Raw genomic sequence first — 21,650 nt, forward strand, 5'->3', positions numbered from 1 at the left:
ATGGAAAATGTTATTGCTTTTTCGCTCTTTACGGAGCACGATATTTATCTTTTCCGAGAGGGCAAACATTTTAAATTGTATGATAAATTTGGGTCGCATAGTGTAGAAGTTCAGGGGGTAAAAGGTGTTTATTTCTCTGTGTGGGCACCGAATGCAAAAACAGTTTCCGTCATCGGAAATTTCAATCAATGGAATGATAATGCCCATGTTTTATTTCCGCGTTGGGATCAATCGGGTATTTGGGAAGGATTTATTCCCGACCTAAAATGGGGAGACATTTACAAATATGCCATTCGCACTCCGAAAGATGTTGTTTTAGAAAAAGGGGATCCGTTCGCTTTAAGTTGGGAACAAAATGTACAGGCTTCTTCCTTGGTTTCAACCACTTGGTTCGAATGGAAAGATGAAAATTGGATGGCAGATCGCTGGAAAAAAAACACTTTAGATGCGCCTATTTCTGTGTACGAAATGCATCTCGGTTCTTGGATGCGAGGTACAGATGATCCAGAAAAATTCTTTAATTACCGCGAAATTGCAGAACGCTTAATTCCCTATCTCATCGAAATGAATTTTACACACGTAGAATTTATGCCGGTGATGGAATATCCTTACGATCCGAGTTGGGGTTATCAAATTACAGGATTTTTTGCAGCAACTTCGCGTTTTGGTTCACCTCAAGATTTGATGTTTTTGATTAATGAACTGCATGAAAATAATATCGGCGTAATCCTGGATTGGGTTCCTTCTCATTTTCCGGGTGATGCGAATGGACTTCATTTTTTTGACGGAAGTTATTTGTATGAACATGAAGATCCCCGAAAAGGTTTTCATCCCGAATGGAAATCCCATATTTTTAATTACGGCCGACCAGAAGTAAAATCATTTTTAATCTCAAATGCTCTTTTTTGGCTAGAACGTTATCATGCGGACGGACTTCGTGTAGATGCCGTAACCTCAATGCTTCATTTGGATTACGCGCGAAATGAAGGAGAGTGGGAAGCGAATATTGAAGGCGGAAACGTGAATTTAGAAGCCAAGAAATTTCTTCAGGAATTTAATACTGCAGTGTACAAAGATTTTCCAGATGTAATGACCATTGCCGAAGAATCTTCGGATTTTCCTTTGCTTACGAAACCTGTTCACGATGGTGGAATTGGATTCGGTATGAAATGGATGATGGGTTGGATGCACGATACTTTGAAATATTTTAAGCAAGCTCCTATGGAGCGTAAATATGTCCACAATAAGATTACTTTCTCCAGCATGTATATGTTTAATGAAAATTACATGATGCCTCTTTCTCATGATGAAGTGGTACATGGGAAATCAAGTTTAATCTACAAAATGCAGGGTGACGAGTGGCAAAAATTTGCAAATCTTCGTGCGCTTTACACCTATATGTTCACGCACCCAGGTGCCAAACTTTTATTTATGGGTGGCGAATTTGCTCAGACCAACGAGTGGAATTTTACGCAGTCTTTGGATTGGCATCTACTGGATTTTCCTATTCATAAAGGATTGCAGACCTATGTGAAAGATTTAAATAAATTGTATAGAACAGAAAAGTCATTTTTCGAAAATCAATTTAAGCCCGATGGATTTGAGTGGGTGGAAGCAAATGATGCAGATAATTCCATTTTTATTTATTTGAGAAAAGGGAAAGATGAAAACGAAGTGACTATGACAGTTTTAAACTTGACTCCGCGCGTTTTCGATTATAAAATTGGCGTAGATGAAGGCACAAATTGGGAAGTAATTTTAAATTCTGATGAGGAAAAATACGGTGGAAGTGGAGTGAAAGCAGAAATTGTAGAAGAAGAAGATGATGAATGGATGTATCGGCCAAATGCTATTATTCTAAAAATACCAGCCTTATCTGGTGTAGTTTTAAAGCAATTGAAAACGCGGAAACCTAAAAAGGAAAGCGCAGTTTTAAAAACTACCAAACCTACAATGCAAAAAAAAGTAACAAAACCTTCCAGCAAAACTATGAGTAGAAACACTACAGAAATTTCTGTCAGTCAAATTTTTGAGTCAAATGCGGAAGAAAAAATTGATTCTAGAGCTGTGGAGCAGGGAAAACCAAAAGGTGGTTCTAAAGTCGGGAGTAAATTGCCTAAAGTTACCGCACCACCCGCCGCAAAAGTGATTCGCAAGAGTAAGGTCGGAATTTCTAAGATGCAAATTTTCGAACCCAATACCGAAAAAATGATAGACTCCAGAACAGTGGAGCGGAAGCAACCAAAAGCGATTAAAAAGAAAGCAGGTATTTCTAAGAAAAATGAAGCTGAATTTCCCCAAGATATATCCGGTATTAATACTGAAGATGTAAAAGAAAAAAATAAAAAGCCAGAATAACCTGGATTCAATATAACTAAAGCGCAATGAAAATTTTTAATCTTTCCATGGAATGTTATCCTGTTGCTAAGGTTGGTGGTTTAGCCGATGTAGTAGGAGCTTTACCGAAATATCTCAATAGAATTGAAGGTATTGAATCCAGCGTTGTGATGCCGTGGTATAACAAACCTTTTGTTCATGATCACTCCTTCGAAATTATTTTTGATGGTTGGATTCATCAGAGTCATCACACTTTTCAGGTGCAGGTGATGAAAGAGAGAGAAAATTCTTTAGGTTTTGATTTGTATTTGGTAAAAATTCCAGGACTTCTGGATCGAGATAATCCTTATGGTTATTGGGATGAAAGCCAGCAGTTTTTAGCATTTCAGCACGCGGTTCTGCATTGGTTAAGTGCCATGCAAATTCGTCCAGATGTTTTGCACTGCCATGATTATCATACAGGACTTGTTCCGTTTATGATAGAAAACTGTCCTGAATTTCGTTTTTTGAAAGGCGTAAAAACCATTGGAACCATTCATAATGGGGAATATCAAGGTCAGATGGTATGGGATATGGCGAAATATTTTCCTTGGTTTTATGGGGAGAATTGGGGGTTGCTGGATTGGAATGGTTACATCAATCCACTCACAACCATGATTAAATGTTGCACTGCTTTCAATGCAGTTTCTGGCGGCTATATGGATGAACTTTTTCAGGATTTCCGAGGTTTAGAATCATTAGTGCAACAAGAGTATTTAAAAGCAAATGGTATTATTAATGGCATAGACACGGAAGTTTGGGATCCATACATTGACCCGTTTTTAGATTTTAACTATAAAAAAGAAAATGCAGAGCAAGGCAAATGGCAAAATAAAAAAGCGCTGTGTGAGGAATATGGATTGAATCCAGATTTGCCCCTATTCAGCTTCATCGGCAGATTTGCAGGGGAGAAAGGTGCAGATTTTTTACCAGAAATTGTGTGGAAAAGTATTCAGCAAAGTCAAGGTCAACACAACATTATCATTTTAGGATCGGGTGACAAGAGCATAGAAAATGAATTGAGCAGTCTTAATGCTTCCTTCTCCAATTTCGCTTTGGACTTAGGATACAAAGAATATTTATCTCATAGAATTTATGCTTCATCAGATTTTCTTTTGATGCCATCTCGCGTAGAACCTTGTGGATTAAATCAGATGTATGCTATGCGGTATGGAACGATTCCCATTGTACGATATACGGGAGGTTTGCGAGATACGGTAGAAGATATTTCTACGGGTGGAAGTGGAATAAACTTTGGCTCGGCGTCTGCGGAAGATGCGGTAAATGCCATCCACCGCGCCCTGCATATTTTTAAAGATCGCGATTTAATGGAGCGTTTGGTTCAAACGAATATGTCCTTTGATTTCTCTTGGGAAAAATCCGCGGAGAAATATCTCGCGCTTTACCGAAAATAATTTATAACCCCTACCATAAATTTCTCTGGAAATTAGAAGTAATTCCCCACTGCGAAACCTTTGTGGTACCATTGTTGTAAAACATATGCTAAATACAATAATCTCAATCACCGTGCGCAAAATCAACTATTTTTTCTATTTTCTGCTCCCAATTATCAGTTTTTCCCTTCTTATTCAATGTAAAAAAAATCCCGATTTAAATGCGGTTTCCCAAAAGGATGATTTAGGTCAGTCGCAGAAAGATTCCCTAAAAAATGTTGAGCCAGAAAAACCTGCTATAAAATATTCTTCATTTATTTTTCCAAAAAATAAAAAAGATTCTGCCATGACAGTTTTTAATGAGAAGTATTCCGGGGAAGAACAAGACATTATTTTGGCTTTAAACAGATTAGATAGCAAAAACAAATGGCGTGCAGATACCTTAATGATTCCAGATCAAATGGATTCTACCTTGATGGCGTATTCGCCTTTTCCATCTACGCTAGAAAGTTTAAAAGAAGTGAAAAAGATTATCTTTTTTTCTTATCCCATTCAAGCTTTCGGAATGTATGAAAATGGTAGACTTGTGAAATGGGGACCAACAAGTTTGGGTAAAAAATCTGCGCAAACAAAACGTGGGTTGATGTTTGCAAACTGGAAAAAAGAATTGGCAATCTCTACTGTTGACAGTGATTGGAAATTACCATACAATGTCAATATTCATAATAAGCTCGGAATCGGATGGCATCAATATGATTTACCGGGATTTCCGGCGTCTCACTCTTGTTTAAGATTATTGGAAGCGGATGCTAAATTTCTTTACAGTTGGGCAGAACAATGGACTTTAACCAAAGGAGGCGGTTCAGTAGTTACTAATGGAACACCCGTAATTGTCTTCGGAGATTACAATTGGGGTGGTAAAAAAGCCTGGCGAAATTTAGCGGACAATTCCAAAGCCAATGATATTTCTGTAGAGGAAATGAACGAATTAATCCAACCTAATTTGGATAAAATTTTAGAAGAGCAAAAAAAGGCAGAAGCGGTAAAAGCTGAAAGGCAATCTATTTCTGCAGATGATCCTCAGAACTAATTGATTCAAATTTAAGAATAGATTCTTCGGCAAATTCCCGTAGTTTTTGCATTTCTTTTCTCGCTTTCAGTTGGCCTAATCTTGCAATAATGTATGTTGTAATCAATAATCCAAGCATCACAAAAGAAACAGATAATGCCCACGGAAAGTCATTGCTCTTGATTTGTTTTTCCACAAACCAAAGGGTAATCACCACCATCCAAAGAATACCCAAAATAAAATAAAGGAACATAAAGAAAGTCCAGACGGCGGACGTAGGACCAAAAATCCCTCGAATAACCGTTTTTTCTTCCTCGGAATCAAATTCTGTTCGCAACGCTAAACACGGTTTCCAATAAGGATCTTCCTCATTTTTAACGCAAATAATTGCGGCTTCACTATTGATATTCCCACTAAATTCCTCGGAATTTTCTACTAAAAATTTCTTCAAATGTTCCGTGTAATTTTCTTTAGACATCTCCGTAAAAATTTTAAAACGGGGTCTGGAGCGAATGCTATCTAATACGGTTTCTTCAATTTTCATCTTGGTAAGGAATAGGGTCTTTTAATATGAGTGTGCGTTCTTCTATCACGGATTTGTTTCGCATAATTTTAAATTTTATGGCTGTTCCATCTTCCTTCTTTAAATAGTCGTAAATCTTTTCTAAGGTTAAATTGCCAACTGGCCGTTTGTTAATCTCAATGATTTCATCGCCTTTTTTCATTCCAGCATCGGAGCATGGCGAATCTTTTCTGCAACCAGCAACAGAAAATTTTGGTTTCAAAACAAAATTATAGGCGAAATTCTCTGTTACTACTGTTTCATTGCGTGCATTGGTTGCTTTGCCGGTAGAAACTTTTATTAAGTCTTTTTCCCACGTCATTCCATCATGCTGAATATCTAAACCACTTTTATTAAAGAGAAAGGGATCAGCAAAGTGGGTGTTTTTCCTAAAATAAATTTTGTTTGCAGGGTAATCAAAAAGCACCGTAAAACGCCGTAAAATATCACTTCCAATTGAACCTTTTCGATTGGGAACAATTTTTAAACTTTGTATAGAATATTCATCTGGCATTGCAGTAAGAGGCTTTTCGAACTTATATTCACCAATGTGAAAACGGTGGATCCTGCTTCTTTTGCCGAAAATATCTCCATTAAATCCTTGGCCTAAATAATCATCAATATTGGGTCTGTTATAAACAAAATCCTTAATTAATTTTGGAAAAAGCCAAATTGCATCACTATTACCGAGGTCAATGAGCATTTTAGAACTCACCTTAGTATTGGTCATTTCTACTCCCGCTTCCATATAAGGCTTATTTCCCTCTATAGAAATAGGGAACTCCTGAAATCTTTTACGCGCGCTTTCTGCAGATTTTTCATCATTATAGACCGTAATTTTTTGGCTGATGTAATCTATTTTGATGGCATGATTTTTAAAAAACTGATACCCTAATATTCCATTGACAGGAATGCCGACATGTGACGAAAAGTTGATCCTCTCATCTAAAATGATAAAGATGGTGTGGTTATCATCTTGAAAATTTTTTCCAATCTTTACAATGTTGTTATCAGATCTTAATCCTTCAATATCTTTACTTTCTCCCAATCCAGAAAATTTGATTTTTTCAGTATCATTAAAGTTGATTTCCTTATTGTCTAAACTGAAAAGTATGGATTCATTAACGCCACTATCTAAGAGAAAAGTGACTTCAACACCGTTTATTTCTAAAGGAACAAAAATTAGATTATTGATTAATTTGAAAGGGATAACCGTCTTTTTTGCCTCACTAATTTCAAATCCTTTCTGTGCGAAAGAAAATGAAGCAAAAAGCAGGAAAATCCAGAGGAAAATTTTCATTGAATGAAGATACGGAATTTGACTCCACTTTTAGAAAATGATTCTTAAATATTACTCCTTTAAGGAACTTTATTTTATCTTAAATTTGTTACATGCAACACGAAGAACAAAAAGAAAAATTCCGCCAACTGGTAGAAAATAAATTTCAGATTTATAATTCCCTTTTCATGAGTTTGCCTTATGATAAAATGACCAACATAGGTATGCTTCTCCCGTTTTTGTATGAAGAAAGTAAAACGGGTTACGAGCAAGGAAAAAGTCCAGAAGAAATTGTAGAAGAATTTTTTTCTAAACATACGGAGCTGAAAACTGAAGATCAAAAAACTGAACTGCTTTTTAAAATAATTCAATATATCGAACGCCAAGTGGTATTGTTTGATAGTATAGAAGATGCCGCTTTCTCAGAATTGCATTCGGAAGGTGATACAGGAACAGTTTCCCAGTTGCATGAGCGAGCGACGCAGGAACATTTGCTAGATGCTGCGCGAGAAAAAATGAAAGACTTCTCTGCGAAAGTGGTTTTCACCGCCCATCCAACACAATTTTATCCCAATTCGGTTCAAAGAATTTTGCATGATTTGCGGACGGCAATTATTAATAATGACGTGTCTGAAATAGATTCGCTTCTACAGCAGTTAGGGAAAACGCCATTTGTGAACAAAGAAAAGCCAACTCCATTGGATGAAGCCATGAGTATTATCTTTTACTTGCGTTATGTTTATTATGACACCATCGGAGAATTGTATAAAAAACTAAAATCTTCTTTTGGAACGCCTGACTATATTCCCGCACATGATATCGTGCAGCTGGGATTTTGGCCCGGTGGTGATCGAGATGGAAATCCTTTCGTAACGGCAGATATTACCAAGCAAGTAGCAGAAGAATTACGAATTTCTATCTTAAAGTCTTACTATGAACACCTGAAAAATCTACGCAGAAGGTTAAGTTTTCGTGGAGTTTCGGAAATTTTAGAAACTTTGAGCCATGAATTGTATGATGCCATTTTTAAGGAAAATATTCTTTTGCCAGCGGAACAAATTATTGGGCATCTGGAAAAAGTTCAGGAAATTTTAGTCACGAAACATAACAGCTTGTTTAAAAATCTTCTAGATGATTATGTGGATCGCGTGAAGATTTTTGGGACCCATTTTGCCACCTTAGACATCAGACAAGACAGCCGAATCCATCAAAGTATTATTGATGAAATCATCGAAAAGAAATCAAATTTAGATTTAGCCACAATATCTGGAGATGAAAAATTAGACTGGCTTTTAAATACAGAGGTCACCATTGATCCCAATGATTTTCAAAATCTTACAAAAGATACGTTGCAAAATATTATCAATGTGAAAGAAATTCAAAAAAGAAATGGAGAGCGCGGTATGAATCGCTATATCATATCTAATGCAGAACACATTAAAGAAGTTTTAAACGTATATGGACTTTTTAGAGTTTGTGGTTATCAAATTGAAGATATTCACATGGACATTGTGCCACTTTTTGAAACCATGGGCGGATTGGATCAAGCAGAAAGTGTGATGAAAGAATTGTATGAATTTCCACTTTACAGAAATCATGTTGCGAAAAGAGGAAATATCCAAACCATTATGTTAGGTTTTTCTGATGGAACCAAAGATGGCGGTTATTTAAAAGCCAATTGGGAAATCTATGAAACCAAAGAACAGCTTTCTAAAATCTCTGCAGAATACGGCGTGAAAGTCGTTTTCTTTGATGGTCGCGGTGGTCCACCCGCAAGAGGCGGTGGAAAAACACATGATTTTTACGCATCTCAAGGTAAAAAAATTGCGAATCATAAAATTGAATTGACCATTCAAGGACAAACAATTACGAGTGTTTTCGGAAACAAAGCGCAGGCGAAATTTAACTTTGAGCAACTTCTCACCGCTGGAATAGAAAATGATGTTTTCCAAAATGCGAAGAAAGATTTGACGGAAGATGAAAGGGAACTCTTTAAAGAATTAGCAAACATTAGCTATCAAAAATATTCAGATTTAAAAGCGCATCCTATGTTTGTTCCCTATTTACAAAAAATGAGCACGCTGGAATATTATGGAAAAACCAACATTGGCAGTAGACCCACGAAACGTGGAGCAGAAGGTGAATTAAAATTTGAGGATTTGCGTGCCATTCCATTTGTGGGATCTTGGAGTCAGTTGAAACAAAATGTACCTGGATTTTTTGGATTTGGATTCGCGCTGAAAGAACTTCAAAATCAAAACCGCTTTCAAGAAGTCATTGATTTATATAAAGGTTCAGATTTCTTCAGAACTTTAGTTTTAAATTCAATGATGAGCATGAACAAGTCCTATTTTCCGCTGACCGCTTATATGCAGAAAAATGAAAAGTATGGTGCTTTCTGGACCATTTTATTTGAGGAATTTGAACTGTCTAAATCCATGATGTTAAAACTTACAGGATTTACCATGTTGATGGAAGAAGAACCACTTTCCCGAAAGTCCGTAAAAATCAGAGAGAAAATTGTACTGCCCTTATTGAGTATTCAGCAATATGCCCTCATTAAAATTCAAAAGGAAGAAGGCAGTAGAGAAAAGTATGAAAAACTGGTGATGAGGTCACTTTTCGGTAATATTAATGCGAGCAGAAACTCGGCTTAAATATTTTAGTCAAAACTTTTTCCATAAAAAAACGCTTCGAAAGGAAGCGTTTTTTTGGTTTAAATAAAGGGCTACTTATTTTTTGATGATTTTCTCAACCGTTGAATTTTTATCAGTCGTGATTTTCACAAAATACATTCCTTTTCCTAATTTTTCAATATCGTAAGAGGATTCATTGGTGAAATTTTTAATTTTTCTACCCAAAGTATCGTACAATTCTACCGAAATAATTTTATCCGTAGTGTTAATGCTGAAACTTGTCGTAACTGGATTAGGATAAACTTTAATTTTTGTGTTGGTAGTATTCTCACCAGTTGCTAAAGCAGTATTTAATGATTGACCAAAATTTAAAATTCCGTAACCCATTTGATCCGTATGGTTGGGAAAAAGAGAAGCGTTTCCACGCAATAAATTTTGAAGTTCATCAATGTTTTTATTGGGCAATGCTTGGATTAAACACGCAACGCCTCCAGCTGCAAGTGGTGTGGCAAAGGAAGTTCCGCTGCTAGTAGTGGCGCCGTTATTGTAAGCCATTGCAGTTCCAGTTCCACGTGCACTTGCGTCGGGTTTAATTTTTCCTAGGGCATTCGGTCCGAAAGAAGAAAAACTAGAACTTGCACCTGTACTTGTAACTCCACCAATGGTAAATACTTTTACATTGTCTGCCGGAGTAATAATGTAATGCCACGCGTTTTGAGCTTCATTTCCAGCGGCTGCTAAAACAAAAATTCCTTTTTCTGAGGCAATTTGAGCAGTTCTTGCGATGAAAGAAGTTGTTCCGTCCATATCTGCATACAATAAATTATATCGGGAATCATCAAATGAATAGTAACCCAAAGAAGTAGAAATTACATCAACGCCTTTTCGGTCTGCTTCTTCCGCTGCTTCTGTCCAGTACAATTGCTCTTCTGGGATTTCATTGGCGGCATCTTCTGTGGCGTATAAATAGAAATCCGCATCTGGTGCTGAACCTACAAAGGTGTTTTCTATATATCCCGCAATGGTTCCTAAACAATAAGAACCGTGATTGTTCAAAGTGGTGCTGTAAACATCTGTGGTTTTATTGATGAAGTTATAGGTTCCTTTTATTTGATTGTTATTTCTGATTCTTGCGTAGGCAGAACCCGTATTTACGCGGGGAAAACCCGTGTCAATTACAGCGATTGTAATTCCTGTTCCCGTATAACCTGCAACGTGTAAAGGTCTCAAGTTGATTTGATTTATTTGCGCTAATCCTGTTCCGTAAACAAATTCAGTTTTACCGAAGGTATTATTGAATTCTTCAAATTTATTGACTTTATCGGGATTAATTTTTCCGCCTCCATTTTTAATGAAACTTTCCACGGACGCTACGTAAGTTTGACTTTCAAGCTGCGTAATTTGCGCAACGGTTGCATTTACGGCAACTCCATTCATCCATTTGGAATAATCTTTCACTACAAATCCAAGATTTGCAATGTTTTGAATATAAGATTGCTCAATCGGCGCATCTTGATCGTTCAGAGTAATTCCCAAACGTGTTCTTCTGTCTAAAGCCTTTTGACTTAATTCCGTAGTAGGATTGGCGTAGAAGGCTGCTTTATTAGGCTTATCTTTAAAATAAACAAATACCAATTGCGTTTGAGCACTCAAAAAACTGAAGGCCGCAATTAGTAAAATGGATAGTAACTTTTTCATTAGATCAATATTATTTAATTCTGACAAATTTAGAAAATATCTTGAAATTAAAGGTCAAATTTTTGTCTTTTATTTCCATTTACGTAAGTAATTGTCCTATTTAATGGCTCATTTGTGAATTGGTAAAGTTTCTTTGTACCTACAACTGAAATGGTCTGTGATTTATATTTTCGGTACATCTTGATTCAAAAACAATATCGAAATAGAGCCCTACCAAATTTTAAATTTGCTAAATTTGAACAAATATTTTTTATGAAGAAAATTCAGATGGTTGACCTTCAAAGTCAATATTATAAGATAAAGCCAGATGTAGATAATGCCATTCTAAGTGTGATGAACAGTGCCATGTTTATTAATGGTCCCGAAGTAAAATCTTTTCAAACAGAATTAGAGCACTATTTAGATTCTAAGCACGTAATTCCTTGCGCAAACGGAACAGATGCCTTGCAAATTGCATTAATGGCGCTGGATTTACAAGAAGGAGATGAAGTAATTACAGCAGATTTTACTTTCGCGGCAACCGTAGAAGTTATTGAGTTATTAAAATTAAAATCTGTTTTAGTAGATGTAGATTATGATACCTTTACCATTGATCCAGATAAAATTAGAGCAGCAATTACTTCCAAGACGAGAGCCATCATTCCCGTTCATATTTTCGGTCAATGTGCCAATATGGAAGAAATTATTAAAATTGCAAAAGATCATAATCTGCACATTATTGAAGATAATGCACAGGCAATCGGATCAGAATTTACTTTTTCTGATGGTACGGTAAAGAAATCTGGCACGATGACAAAAATTGGAACTACTTCTTTTTTTCCGTCGAAAAATTTAGGTTGTTACGGTGATGGCGGTGCTATTTTTACAGATGATGATGAGTTAGCCTACAAAATGCGAGGAATTGTAAATCACGGAATGTATGAAAGATATTACCATGATGAGGTGGGAGTTAACTCCAGATTAGATAGCGTTCAAGCTGCGGTTTTAAGAAAAAAACTTCCCCTTTTAGATACCTACAATGAAGCCCGAAAAAAAGCTGCAGATTATTATGATGAAGCTTTTGCCGGTCATTCAAATATTTTGACCCCGAAAAGAGCTCAATATTCCACGCACGTTTTCCACCAGTATACTTTGAGAATTTTGAACGGACAACGGAATGAACTGCAGAAATTTTTGACCGAAAAAGAAATTCCGGCCATGATTTATTATCCAGTGGCTTTAAGAAAGCAGAAAGCCTATTTTCAGGAGAGTGATGATGCGGATTTTGTGAATACGGATAAACTTTTAGAGCAAGTGATTTCATTGCCAATGCACACAGAGCTTGATGAAGAGCAGTTGAAATATATTACGGAGGCGGTTTTGGAATTTATGAATAAGTAGTTTTGAGAAGAAAGATTTTTTGATTTAAATGGATTTTTATAGTTTAAGCAGGGATTCACATTGTAATTACTTTGCTTTTCACTTTATTTCTGCTCAGATTATCAAAGAAATCATTCATTTTAGAAGACTTTATCTTCGACGTAATTTTTTTAATTTTAAATATTGCAATTACTATTTCATTATTTGAAAAATTTCGTAAAACTGTTCTTCTAATTAACATCACTTTTCTGCCTTTGTTTATCTGGTATTTCTCAATGGTTTGCTGGAATTTATATTTTGGAATTTTCAGTGATCAAAGTTTTAAAAAATCGATATTTATTGGTTTGTATCTAATTATTATTAACATATTTAAATACAAAGAAGTATACAATGAAATTAACGAAATAGGAAAAAATGAAAACTAAATCTTTCTTTTCAAATTTATAGAACTTATTATTAAATTTACTCTTATGAACACAGAAACCTTAAAAATAAATTTAGCTCAAAGAATTTTATCTTTGAATGATTTGCCACTTTTGGAAAAAATAAAAAATCTTCTAAAAGCAGATGATGTTATTTATTACACTGTTGAAGGCAAACCAATTAATGAAGACGAATTTATTACTGAAATGGATGCTCAACAAAATGATATAGAAAACGGCACAGCAAAATTTCACACGACTGATAATGTCCGAAAAATGGTGAAGAAGGGAAATAGTTTGGGAAGATAGAGCAGTTTTGGATTTGCAAAATGCTATTTCTTTCATTCCATTAAAAAGTCCGAAAAATGCTGAAATGCTTTTAGAAGAATTGGTAAAACTCTCCGAAACTCTGTCGAATATGCCCTTTAAATTTCCAAAAGAACCTTATTATAACAAAGGAAATATTCGTTTTGTCACGAAATGGAGTTTTAAAATGATTTATCAAATTGAAGAAGAAAAGATTATTGTTTTAAGAATTTTTAGTACTCATCAAAATCCAAAAAAAATAACGGAATAGGTAGGAAACCTAAAACTTAAAATCAATTTTAATTTATTATTAATCACTCATAAAAAATGACAATACTCGTTACCGGCGGACTCGGATATATAGGTTCTCACACGGTTGTAGAACTTTTGAAAAATAATTTTCAAGTCATCATTGTTGATGACATGTCCAATTCTGAGAAATTTATCCTCGATAATATTGAAAAGATCGCAGGTAAAAGACCTGTTTTTTTCCCATTTGATTTAAGACGAAAAGAATTGCTTGCGCAGGTTTTTGATGCGTATGAGATTGATGGCTGTATTAATTTTGCAGCCTATAAAGCAGTAGGAGAGAGCCAGGAAAAACCTTTGGATTATTACGAAAATAATCTTTACACTTTAATCAATGTGCTTCAGGAATTCAAGAATAGGAACATTTCCAATTTTATTTTCAGTTCCAGTTGCACCGTTTATGGTCAAGCCGATGAACAACCTATTGATGAAAATACGCCGTTGAAAACACCTGAATCTTCCTACGGAAAGACCAAACAAATGGGTGAGGAAATTCTGAAAGATTTTGCAACTGCTTACCAAAAGAAAGTTTCTTTGCTGCGGTATTTTAACCCGATCGGATCGCATCCAAGTGCTCTTTTGGGAGAATTGCCAATTGGTGTTCCCAATAATTTAGTTCCTTACGTTACGCAAACTGCCTCTGGAATTCGGGGAAAATTATCAATCTGGGGAAACGATTATCCAACGGAGGATGGAACTGCGGTTCGGGATTATATTTATGTGGTCGATTTGGCAAAAGCGCACGTAAAAGCTTTGCAAAAATTAATGAATGAAACTTCTGAAACCGTGATTGATATTTATAATCTCGGAACTGGTAAAGGATCTTCAGTTTTGGAAGTTGTGAATGCTTTTGAAACTGCAAATAGTGTAAAAGTTCCCTATCAAATCTGTGAAAGAAGAGCCGGAGATATTACGGTTGCTTATGCAAATGCGGATAAAGCGGAAAGAGAACTGGGTTGGAAAGCAGATACTTCCCTGGAAGAAGCCCTAAGAACAACCTGGGAATGGCAAAAATATCTGGAGAGCAGAAATAATAAGTCTTAAATATATATTCAGATGAGGATTAAAAACTTTATTTTCTTGATTCCGATTTTTATTTTTAGCAGTACTCTGTTTTCTCAAAATAAAGCTGAAAATGTAGTTTATGTCGTGGACAACATTACTGTAAGAGAAAATCCTGAAAGAGAAAATGAAATTAATAATGATGATATTGACAAAGTTAATGTTATTAATAATAAAGATTCTCTGGCAAAATATGGTCTTGAAAAATTTGATAAGGCCATTTTCTTTTTTACCAAAGAATTCAAAAACAGACCTACTGAAAATAAAAAAATTCCATCCACCAAACAGATGGAAATGAAAAAGGGGAATGTTTGGTATTATAACAATCAAATTTATACTGGAAAGTTTATTGATTATTATTACAGTGGAAGAATTCAGGGAGAAGGTTTTTTAAAAAATGGAAATTTAAATGGTTTAACAAAAAAATATTTCCAAAATGGAAAAGTTTCTTTGGAGAGAAACTATGTAAGTTCAATTCCAAATGGTTTAGATAAAGAATATTTTAAAGATGGTTCTTTAAAGCATAAAGGAGAATTTGTGAATGGAAAGGAGGATGGAATTTGGGAAATGTATTTTCCTAATGGGAAACTGAAGCAGCAAACAAACTTTCAAAATGGAAAAATGATTGATGAGTCAAAAACTTATTATTCCAATGGAAAAATTGCTAGAACTGAAAAGATTGTTAACGATAAAATTCTTCCCGATCCAAATTTTGCAGAATTAGATAGGCAAATGAATAAAGCAAACGAATCTTATAAAAATAAAAACGAAAATTCTGCAACAAAAATACTATCCAAGGTTATTGAAGATTATCCAAATTATAAAGATGTTTATTTTTCAAGAGGGACTATTCTTTTAAATCAAATGAAATTTGATGAAGCAATTTTAGATTTTGATAAAGCGATAGAAATTGAACCGTATTACGATTCTGCGATTGCTAATCGTGCTTTTGCAAGCATTCGAAAATATGAATTAGGAGTTAATCGTAAATTAAGTGGTAATTCAGAAATTACAGTTTTGGCAGAAAAAAAAGATATTGAAATTCCTGAAAATGAGAAATCAAAAATTTGTTCTGACTTAAAAATGGCGATATTTCTCGGTGATAGAAATGATATGAATTATGAAGCCTTAGATAAATATTGCGCGAAAAAATAAGCTCCCTTGGAAATGTATTTACGAAGCAGAAAATAGAAAATGGAAATTAGAATTTCCTTAAATAATAAATCCTGAAAAAATTAATTTTCAGGATTTTTTTAATGTTATTTCTTGTCATCCATCATCCATCATCCTACATCGGCGGTCCGTCTTCACCACCCTGACTATTAGAATTAATATCTTTTTTACGTTTCGGTTGATCTACTTTATCACCTTGTTTAAATCGGTACGTGAAAGAAAGGGAAAACTGTCTTGGCGAAAATTGATTGTAAGAATATTGAGAATATTCTGCACCAGTGAACGTAAATTCACGGGCTCTGGAATTAAAAATATCCTGAATATTAAAAGCCAAAGTTCCGTCTCCTTTCAGAATTGTTCGGGACGCGCCAAAACTTACGGCATACATTCCTTTTCGATCATTACTCACTGTTTTCTCCGCGCCACGATAAAATCCCTGAACTTGCAGGGACGTATTTTTATCGGGTTTAAAAGTGGTTGTTAAACGCGCTCTGGAAGAAAATCCCTGGCCTTCAAAACTTACGCCCTGAAAATTACCGGTATTGTTATATCCAAATAAATCTAAACTTCCCATCAATCGTAACCACTTTGCTGGATCGTAGGTCGCGTTCAAATCCAAACCATACTGTGTTTCGGAACCTGCATTTACGGGTTGCGTTACAATAAGCGTATTTCCATTTTCAAGGATCGGAAGCTGAACAAAATTGACTTCATCCTGAGATTTTTTGTAGTATAAAGTTGGGTTCAGCGTAATTTTTTTGGTAACTAAACTGTATCCCAATTCAAAGGAATTTTCATACGTTGGATCCAAATCTGGATTTCCGCGGAAAATACTTCTGCTGTCATAAGAATTAAAGGGTACTAAGAAAAAAGATCTGGGACGCTGAATTCTGCGGGAATAATTTAATAGCAACTGATTTTTTCCCAGCTCATAAGTAAAGAAAACACTTGGAAAAAATCCGGTGTAGCTTTTCTGATCCTGAACCTGTAAACCAGTTCCTACATTTTTGTAACTGATATCGATATTGGTATTTTCTACCCGAGTTCCGACTTGATACCCAAAATTGCCAATTTTACTTTTAAACTGCGCATAAGCTGCAGCAATTTTTTCGCCATACGTTGTGGTGCTGGTAAAATCTAATACAGGCTGAAACGGTAGATTGTTTTTGCTTTGATCAACAGAATAATCATAAATATTTTTGGTGTAATCATATCTTGCTCCAGCTTCAATTTTAGATTTTTCGCCTAGAGGCAATTCATAATCTCCTTTTCCGATGTAGGTTGTATTATCTGTGGTACTGAAAACATCACTTGCAATTGTCGTTGCAGTATTTCCCGTTAAACTGTTTTCTGTAATCATCGTCGTGTTTTCTCCCTTGCTATTTTGAAAACTTCCAGAAAGTGAAAATAATTGACCTTTTTCCCCAATTTTTTGATCGAATCCTAGATCTGCCTGGAAAGAATTATTTTTTCTAACGCCCACATCATTCTGAGTTGTTGCCTTTGCAAGTCGCTGAAAAAATTTTTCATAAATATCGGTCTGGTCATTAGACTCATACTGGAAATTTCTAAAAAGAACAGAGGCATTAAGAGAAGATTTCTCTGTAAGATCCACTACAAATCCGGTGTTTGCATTGTAATTTCTACTTTCCCCATTATTTTCTCCATCTTTTCTTCGATAAAGCAAAGTATTGTCTACTAATTGATTATCACTTAAAAGGGTGCGGTATTCTAAATTATTTTTAGATCTATTTTTGCTATAACCACCACCACCATTGAGGTAATAAGTCCAGGCTCCTTTTTTCCAGCTTAGATTGGTGTTTAAACTTGTTAAGGGTAAGTAACCGATTGTTCCGGTTACACTTCCATTAAAACCAAGTTTTTTAGATTTTTTCAGAATAATATTTAAAATTCCGGCAGTTCCTGAAGCTTCATATTTAGAGGAAGGATTGGTGATCACTTCAATTCGATCAATTTGATCTGCGGGAATTGTTTTCAGCGCATCTGCGCCGTCATCAATTCCTAAAAGGGAGGAAGGTTTTCCGTTAATTAAAAATTTAATATTAGAATTTCCCCGCATAGAAACGGTTCCATCTGTATCTACCGCAATGGAAGGAACATTGCTTAAAACATCTTGCAAAGTCCCACCTTTACTGATCAAATCTGTGGAAGGATCATATACTTTTTTGTCAATTTCTACACGATAAGGCTTTGTGGTCGATGTAATGACAACACCTTGAATATCCGAAGTTTTCGTATTGGTAACTGAACTTTCTGCTTCTACTGAAAAATTTCCGAGATTTCCTGCGCTAGAAATTTTTCTATTCAATGTTGCTTTCTGATAGTCGATCGCCTCAATTGTAATGTCATAATTTCCGGGAGTCAGCGCGAGTTGATAATCTCCTTTTTCATCGGTTAAAGCTGCATCGCTAAAGAGTTTGTTCGCTTTGTTACTAAAGGTTACCGATGCGTAAGGAACTGCATTGTTTTCTTTGCTTACAATTTTTCCGGTTACATTTATTTTCTCTTGCGCGAAAGCTAAACTTGCTGCTCCCAAAACGAAAGTCAGCACTAAAGTTTTTGTTCTGATAATTGATGAAAACTCAATTTTGTTGATCATAATCTTATTTTAAACGATACAGATTGTAATTTTTAATGGAGGTTAAATTAAACAGGTGTTTAATGAGATGAACACAAGAATTCCTCCTTTCTAATTTTTATTATTTAATGTTTTTGGAATTCAGCCAATTTTGATAATCTTTGGCATTTTTCGCATGTTCGATGTCACTTGCGGTGAAACGGTGGAATCCAAATTTATCTGGATCTGCCGCCATGAAAATGAAGTTATTTTTTTCCGCATTTAAAACCGCGTCTACAGAATTTTTGTCAACCATACAAATTGGTCCAGGTGGAATTCCAGCAGAAAAGTAGGTGTTATACGGAGAAGGTTCCCGCAAATGTTTGTAGAAAACTCTTTTTAAGGTTTCTCCCTGAAAATTATTGGCTTTACTCACCGCATAAATTACGGTAGGATCACTTTGCAATTTCATGCCTTTGCGATATCTGTTCAAATATAAACCCGCAATTGTCTTCATTTCATCGGGTTTTCCGCCAGTTTCTTTATAAACCAAAGACGCCAAAGCATAGATCTGATCTCTCGTCAAACCGGAATTTTTTTCTTTCACTTTGCGTTCTGCGGTCCAAAAACCATTGTAATCATCTTCAAATTTTTTAAAAAATTCTTTCGGAGTTACGGTCCAGAAGAAGTTGTAAGAATCGATGAAGAAATATTTTTTTAGATCTTCTGCGTTGGTCAAACCTTTACCGTTAGCAATTTTATCTAAATCATTTGCAAATCTCAAAGAATCGAGTTCCGTTTTTTTAGCAACTTTTCCGACCATTTGATAAACCGTAAAAAAATCTCCAATTCTAAAAGTATTTTCGGTTTGGTTTCCTGCTTTGATCATATTCACCAAATCAGAATTATTAGTTCCGGACTTAATCCGATATCGACCTGCATTGAAAAACTGATTTAAATTTTTGCTTTTCGCGACCTCAGAAAAACTTTCTTTATTTTTGATGTAAGGTGCAATGGAATCTAATATCGAATTGAAATTTGCAGAATGCGGGATCAAAACGTACCCTTCTTTTTCTACGTTATTTCCGTAATATTTCTTGTAATATTGATAACCGAAGAAACTCCCAACTGCAAAGAGTAGAAATACAATCACCAATACGATTCCCGAAGATTTTTTCATTGCTATTCTGAAATTTTCTATAAATTAAATTTTCCTTTAAATACTTGTTTTGCTGGACCTTCTAACCAAATATTTTTAAAGGTTTCTCCGTTCTGTTCTGCGTAAACTTTTAGATTTCCACCCAAAACTTTAACTTTTACAGCAGGTAGATTTTTATCTTTCGAAAAAACCAAAGCTGAAGCTGTTGCGCCAGTTCCACAACTGAATGTTTCATCTTCTACACCTCTTTCATAGGTTCGGATAGAAATTTCATCTTCGGATATCTCTTCCACAAAATTCACATTGATTCCTTCTTGACAATAAGACGCTGAATTTCTGATTTTGTTACCGTTATCGAAAACTTTAAAATCCTTTAACATTTCCACAAACGTGACATAATGCGGAGATCCGGTATTTAATTCAAAATCATTTTCAACATTTTTAATGATATCAACGTCAATCATTTTCAGTTTGATGATTCCGTTGTGAATCTCTGCTTCATGTTTTCCATCAATGGCTTCAAACGTCGTCTTGTCTTCAAAAACATCCAGAAAATGAGCAAAAGCAACGATGCATCTCCCACCGTTTCCGCACATGGTGCTTTCATTGCCGTCGGAATTAAAGTAGACCATTTTAAAATCGAAACCATCCTGATTTTCAAGTAAAATCAAGCCATCACCACCAATTCCAAAACGTCTATCACAGAGTTTTTCGATTATTTCTTTGTTTTTTGGAAATTGCATATCCCGATTATCGATCATAACGAAATCATTTCCAGTGCCTTGATATTTAAAAAATTCGATGGTGTTTTGCATAAAACAAAAAGGTTTTTTGTCCCATTATTTTTGGGTCAGCAAAGATAATGAAATCTTTAGGATGCATTTTAAAACCTAATCGATTAAATCAGTTGATGTGATAGGTTTCAAGGACTTTTTCCATTCGAAATAACCTATAATTGCCAATCCTGTAAATACAAAATATTGAATCGAAGTAATTCCTAAACCTTTGTAAATCATCATGGGAACTACAATAATATCGCCGACAATCCAGAAGATCCAGTTTTCGATCTTGCGTTTCGCCATGAGCCACATTCCTACCAGGAAAATTGCGGTGGTCAAAATATCCAGCCAGTTCGCCCAATCCAAATGATATAATCCGAGTTGAACATCCGTCATTGAAAAATGATTGTCGATAAAAGGTTTGTAATAATAAACGAGGGTGACTAAAATTAAACTCAAGAAAAATAAAATTCCGGAAAAAATCCATTCTTTTTTTGTTGCCCAGAAAACTTCTACGTGAATATGATCTTCCGAACTTTTGGACCAAAGAATCCAGCCGTAAATGCTCATGATGCTGTAATAAAAATTGATCATCATATCGCCAAGAAGTCCGAATTTATAAAGAATATAAACATAAAGGACGGTGGAAATAATTCCCGTAGGATAAACCCAAATATTTTTTTTTATAGAAAAGAAAACACTTAGCAAACCGAAAATGGTAGCAACTGCTTCCAGAATAATTTGATAGGTTTCATAAGATTTGTAAGGTTTCAGGAAGAGTTCGTAGAAATTCATGAGTTCAAAGATAAGAATTTCAGGGAAAAAACCGGTTTGTGACATCGGTTACACTAGTTGTTGGAAAGTCTCTTTATCTTTGAATAAATTAAAGTCATGCAAAAAGTTTTATTATTTAGTGGTTTCGCCTTCCTATTTCTGCAGTGCGGAAATAAAATCGTTCAAAAGGATGTTTCAGGTAAAGAAATAATCGGCAATAAATCCGAAATCTCCTCTGACTCTTTACATAATTTTGCGACTGAAACCAAAAGATTATTAATGAAAAATGTAGGTCAACAAATTGCAATGGGTGGAGCGGAAATGGCTTTGGATTTTTGCAATATTGAAGCTATGCCTTTAACAAAATCAATGTCGGAGAAACACGGTTTGGTGATTTCCAGAGTGACTGACAAAACCAGAAATGAAAGAAACTTGGCTAATTCTGAAGAGTTAAAATTAATTGAGCAATACAAAAAACAATTGTTAGCAGGTGAAACTTTAAAACCAGTTCGCACTGCAACTCATTATTATGAACCGCTTGTAACGAATGGAATGTGTTTGCAATGTCACGGCGAAATTGGAAAAAATATCCAGCCAAAAGTGGCGGCGAAAATTGCACAATTGTATCCGAAAGATTTAGCAACAGGTTACAAAGAAAACGAAGTCCGCGGATTGATCAGTATCAAAACTAAATAGTTTAATTTCCATATTTTTT

General features: G+C 35.1%; 17 protein-coding genes. 10 read left to right on the forward strand and 7 right to left on the reverse strand.

From position 1 onward, the window contains the following. From glgB to RCH13_RS10435, 3 genes are all read left to right on the forward strand, one after another. Positions 1–2,358: a 1,4-alpha-glucan branching protein GlgB gene (gene glgB, locus RCH13_RS10425; protein ID WP_326987179.1), complete on the forward strand. Its 2,358-nt coding sequence runs from the start codon at positions 1–3 to the stop codon at positions 2,356–2,358. A gap of 26 nt (positions 2,359–2,384) precedes the next feature. Continuing rightward, positions 2,385–3,791, forward strand: coding sequence for a glycogen synthase (locus RCH13_RS10430; protein WP_326987180.1), 1,407 nt, complete (start codon positions 2,385–2,387; stop codon positions 3,789–3,791). Between the two features lie 85 nt (positions 3,792–3,876). After that, entirely contained in the window at positions 3,877–4,860 is a 984-nt protein-coding gene (locus RCH13_RS10435; RefSeq protein ID WP_326987181.1) for a L,D-transpeptidase, read from the forward strand. Here RCH13_RS10435 and RCH13_RS10440 read toward each other — a convergent pair. Both RCH13_RS10440 and RCH13_RS10445 read right to left on the reverse strand, forming a co-directional pair. Further along, on the reverse strand, positions 4,832–5,317 hold the full coding sequence (locus tag RCH13_RS10440; RefSeq protein ID WP_326987182.1) for a hypothetical protein: 486 nt from the start codon (positions 5,315–5,317) through the stop codon (positions 4,832–4,834). The genes RCH13_RS10435 and RCH13_RS10440 overlap by 29 nt on opposite strands. Positions 5,318–5,372: 55 nt before the next feature. Next, positions 5,373–6,701, reverse strand: a complete 1,329-nt coding sequence (locus RCH13_RS10445; RefSeq protein WP_326987183.1) for an aspartyl protease family protein — start codon at positions 6,699–6,701, stop codon at positions 5,373–5,375. Positions 6,702–6,793: 92 nt separating this feature from the next. On the opposite strand from RCH13_RS10445, the gene RCH13_RS10450 reads away from it, so the two are divergent. After that, positions 6,794–9,337: a phosphoenolpyruvate carboxylase gene (locus RCH13_RS10450; RefSeq protein ID WP_326987184.1), complete on the forward strand. Its 2,544-nt coding sequence runs from the start codon at positions 6,794–6,796 to the stop codon at positions 9,335–9,337. A gap of 75 nt (positions 9,338–9,412) precedes the next feature. Here the strand turns inward: RCH13_RS10450 and RCH13_RS10455 are convergent, their stop codons facing one another. Next, entirely contained in the window at positions 9,413–11,014 is a 1,602-nt protein-coding gene (locus tag RCH13_RS10455; protein ID WP_326987185.1) for a S8 family peptidase, read from the reverse strand. A 252-nt stretch (positions 11,015–11,266) separates the two neighbouring features. On the opposite strand from RCH13_RS10455, the gene RCH13_RS10460 reads away from it, so the two are divergent. The 5 genes from RCH13_RS10460 (at position 11,267) to RCH13_RS10480 (ending at position 15,627) form a co-directional block, all read left to right on the forward strand. After that, positions 11,267–12,394, forward strand: a complete 1,128-nt coding sequence (locus RCH13_RS10460; RefSeq protein ID WP_326987186.1) for a DegT/DnrJ/EryC1/StrS family aminotransferase — start codon at positions 11,267–11,269, stop codon at positions 12,392–12,394. 449 nt (positions 12,395–12,843) lie between these two features. Continuing rightward, complete coding sequence (locus RCH13_RS10465; protein WP_326987187.1) at positions 12,844–13,104, forward strand: hypothetical protein; 261 nt, start codon at positions 12,844–12,846, stop codon at positions 13,102–13,104. Positions 13,105–13,117: 13 nt separating this feature from the next. Further along, positions 13,118–13,372: a type II toxin-antitoxin system RelE/ParE family toxin gene (locus tag RCH13_RS10470; protein WP_326987261.1), complete on the forward strand. Its 255-nt coding sequence runs from the start codon at positions 13,118–13,120 to the stop codon at positions 13,370–13,372. A gap of 56 nt (positions 13,373–13,428) precedes the next feature. Continuing rightward, the gene (galE, locus tag RCH13_RS10475) at positions 13,429–14,454 is read left to right on the forward strand and encodes a UDP-glucose 4-epimerase GalE (RefSeq protein WP_326987188.1); all 1,026 of its coding nucleotides are present in this window, start codon (positions 13,429–13,431) and stop codon (positions 14,452–14,454) included. A 12-nt stretch (positions 14,455–14,466) separates the two neighbouring features. Continuing rightward, complete coding sequence (locus RCH13_RS10480; protein ID WP_326987189.1) at positions 14,467–15,627, forward strand: hypothetical protein; 1,161 nt, start codon at positions 14,467–14,469, stop codon at positions 15,625–15,627. Positions 15,628–15,760: 133 nt separating this feature from the next. Here the strand turns inward: RCH13_RS10480 and RCH13_RS10485 are convergent, their stop codons facing one another. The 4 genes from RCH13_RS10485 to pnuC all read right to left on the reverse strand — a co-directional run bounded on the left by RCH13_RS10485 (position 15,761) and on the right by pnuC (position 20,956). After that, positions 15,761–18,265, reverse strand: a complete 2,505-nt coding sequence (locus RCH13_RS10485) for a TonB-dependent receptor domain-containing protein (RefSeq protein ID WP_326987190.1) — start codon at positions 18,263–18,265, stop codon at positions 15,761–15,763. A 100-nt stretch (positions 18,266–18,365) separates the two neighbouring features. Continuing rightward, a complete protein-coding gene (mltG, locus tag RCH13_RS10490; protein ID WP_326987191.1) occupies positions 18,366–19,403 on the reverse strand; it encodes an endolytic transglycosylase MltG in 1,038 nt (345 codons plus the stop codon). Positions 19,404–19,420: 17 nt separating this feature from the next. Then, a complete protein-coding gene (gene dapF, locus RCH13_RS10495; RefSeq protein WP_326987192.1) occupies positions 19,421–20,197 on the reverse strand; it encodes a diaminopimelate epimerase in 777 nt (258 codons plus the stop codon). Between the two features lie 75 nt (positions 20,198–20,272). Then, entirely contained in the window at positions 20,273–20,956 is a 684-nt protein-coding gene (gene pnuC / locus RCH13_RS10500; RefSeq protein ID WP_326987262.1) for a nicotinamide riboside transporter PnuC, read from the reverse strand. A gap of 96 nt (positions 20,957–21,052) precedes the next feature. Between pnuC and RCH13_RS10505 the strand changes: the two genes are divergently transcribed. Next, entirely contained in the window at positions 21,053–21,631 is a 579-nt protein-coding gene (locus tag RCH13_RS10505; RefSeq protein ID WP_326987193.1) for a Tll0287-like domain-containing protein, read from the forward strand. Positions 21,632–21,650 lie beyond the last annotated feature (19 nt).

Origin of the sequence: Chryseobacterium sp. MP_3.2 (genome assembly GCF_035984805.1) — a bacterium.
Lineage (GTDB): Bacteria > Bacteroidota > Bacteroidia > Flavobacteriales > Weeksellaceae > Kaistella.

Bases quoted from the DNA above. Each gene is read 5' to 3' on its own strand.
- glgB (WP_326987179.1), top strand. From the start codon at position 1: ATGGAAAATGTTATTGCTTTTTCGCTCTTTACGGAGCACGATATTTAT.
- RCH13_RS10430 (WP_326987180.1), top strand. From the start codon at position 2,385: ATGAAAATTTTTAATCTTTCCATGGAATGTTATCCTGTTGCTAAGGTT.
- RCH13_RS10435 (WP_326987181.1), top strand. From the start codon at position 3,877: ATGCTAAATACAATAATCTCAATCACCGTGCGCAAAATCAACTATTTT.
- RCH13_RS10440 (WP_326987182.1), bottom strand. From the start codon at position 5,317: ATGTCTAAAGAAAATTACACGGAACATTTGAAGAAATTTTTAGTAGAA.
- RCH13_RS10445 (WP_326987183.1), bottom strand. From the start codon at position 6,701: ATGAAAATTTTCCTCTGGATTTTCCTGCTTTTTGCTTCATTTTCTTTC.
- RCH13_RS10450 (WP_326987184.1), top strand. From the start codon at position 6,794: ATGCAACACGAAGAACAAAAAGAAAAATTCCGCCAACTGGTAGAAAAT.
- RCH13_RS10455 (WP_326987185.1), bottom strand. From the start codon at position 11,014: ATGAAAAAGTTACTATCCATTTTACTAATTGCGGCCTTCAGTTTTTTG.
- RCH13_RS10460 (WP_326987186.1), top strand. From the start codon at position 11,267: ATGAAGAAAATTCAGATGGTTGACCTTCAAAGTCAATATTATAAGATA.
- RCH13_RS10465 (WP_326987187.1), top strand. From the start codon at position 12,844: ATGAACACAGAAACCTTAAAAATAAATTTAGCTCAAAGAATTTTATCT.
- galE (WP_326987188.1), top strand. From the start codon at position 13,429: ATGACAATACTCGTTACCGGCGGACTCGGATATATAGGTTCTCACACG.
- RCH13_RS10480 (WP_326987189.1), top strand. From the start codon at position 14,467: ATGAGGATTAAAAACTTTATTTTCTTGATTCCGATTTTTATTTTTAGC.
- RCH13_RS10485 (WP_326987190.1), bottom strand. From the start codon at position 18,265: ATGATCAACAAAATTGAGTTTTCATCAATTATCAGAACAAAAACTTTA.
- mltG (WP_326987191.1), bottom strand. From the start codon at position 19,403: ATGAAAAAATCTTCGGGAATCGTATTGGTGATTGTATTTCTACTCTTT.
- dapF (WP_326987192.1), bottom strand. From the start codon at position 20,197: ATGCAAAACACCATCGAATTTTTTAAATATCAAGGCACTGGAAATGAT.
- pnuC (WP_326987262.1), bottom strand. From the start codon at position 20,956: ATGAATTTCTACGAACTCTTCCTGAAACCTTACAAATCTTATGAAACC.
- RCH13_RS10505 (WP_326987193.1), top strand. From the start codon at position 21,053: ATGCAAAAAGTTTTATTATTTAGTGGTTTCGCCTTCCTATTTCTGCAG.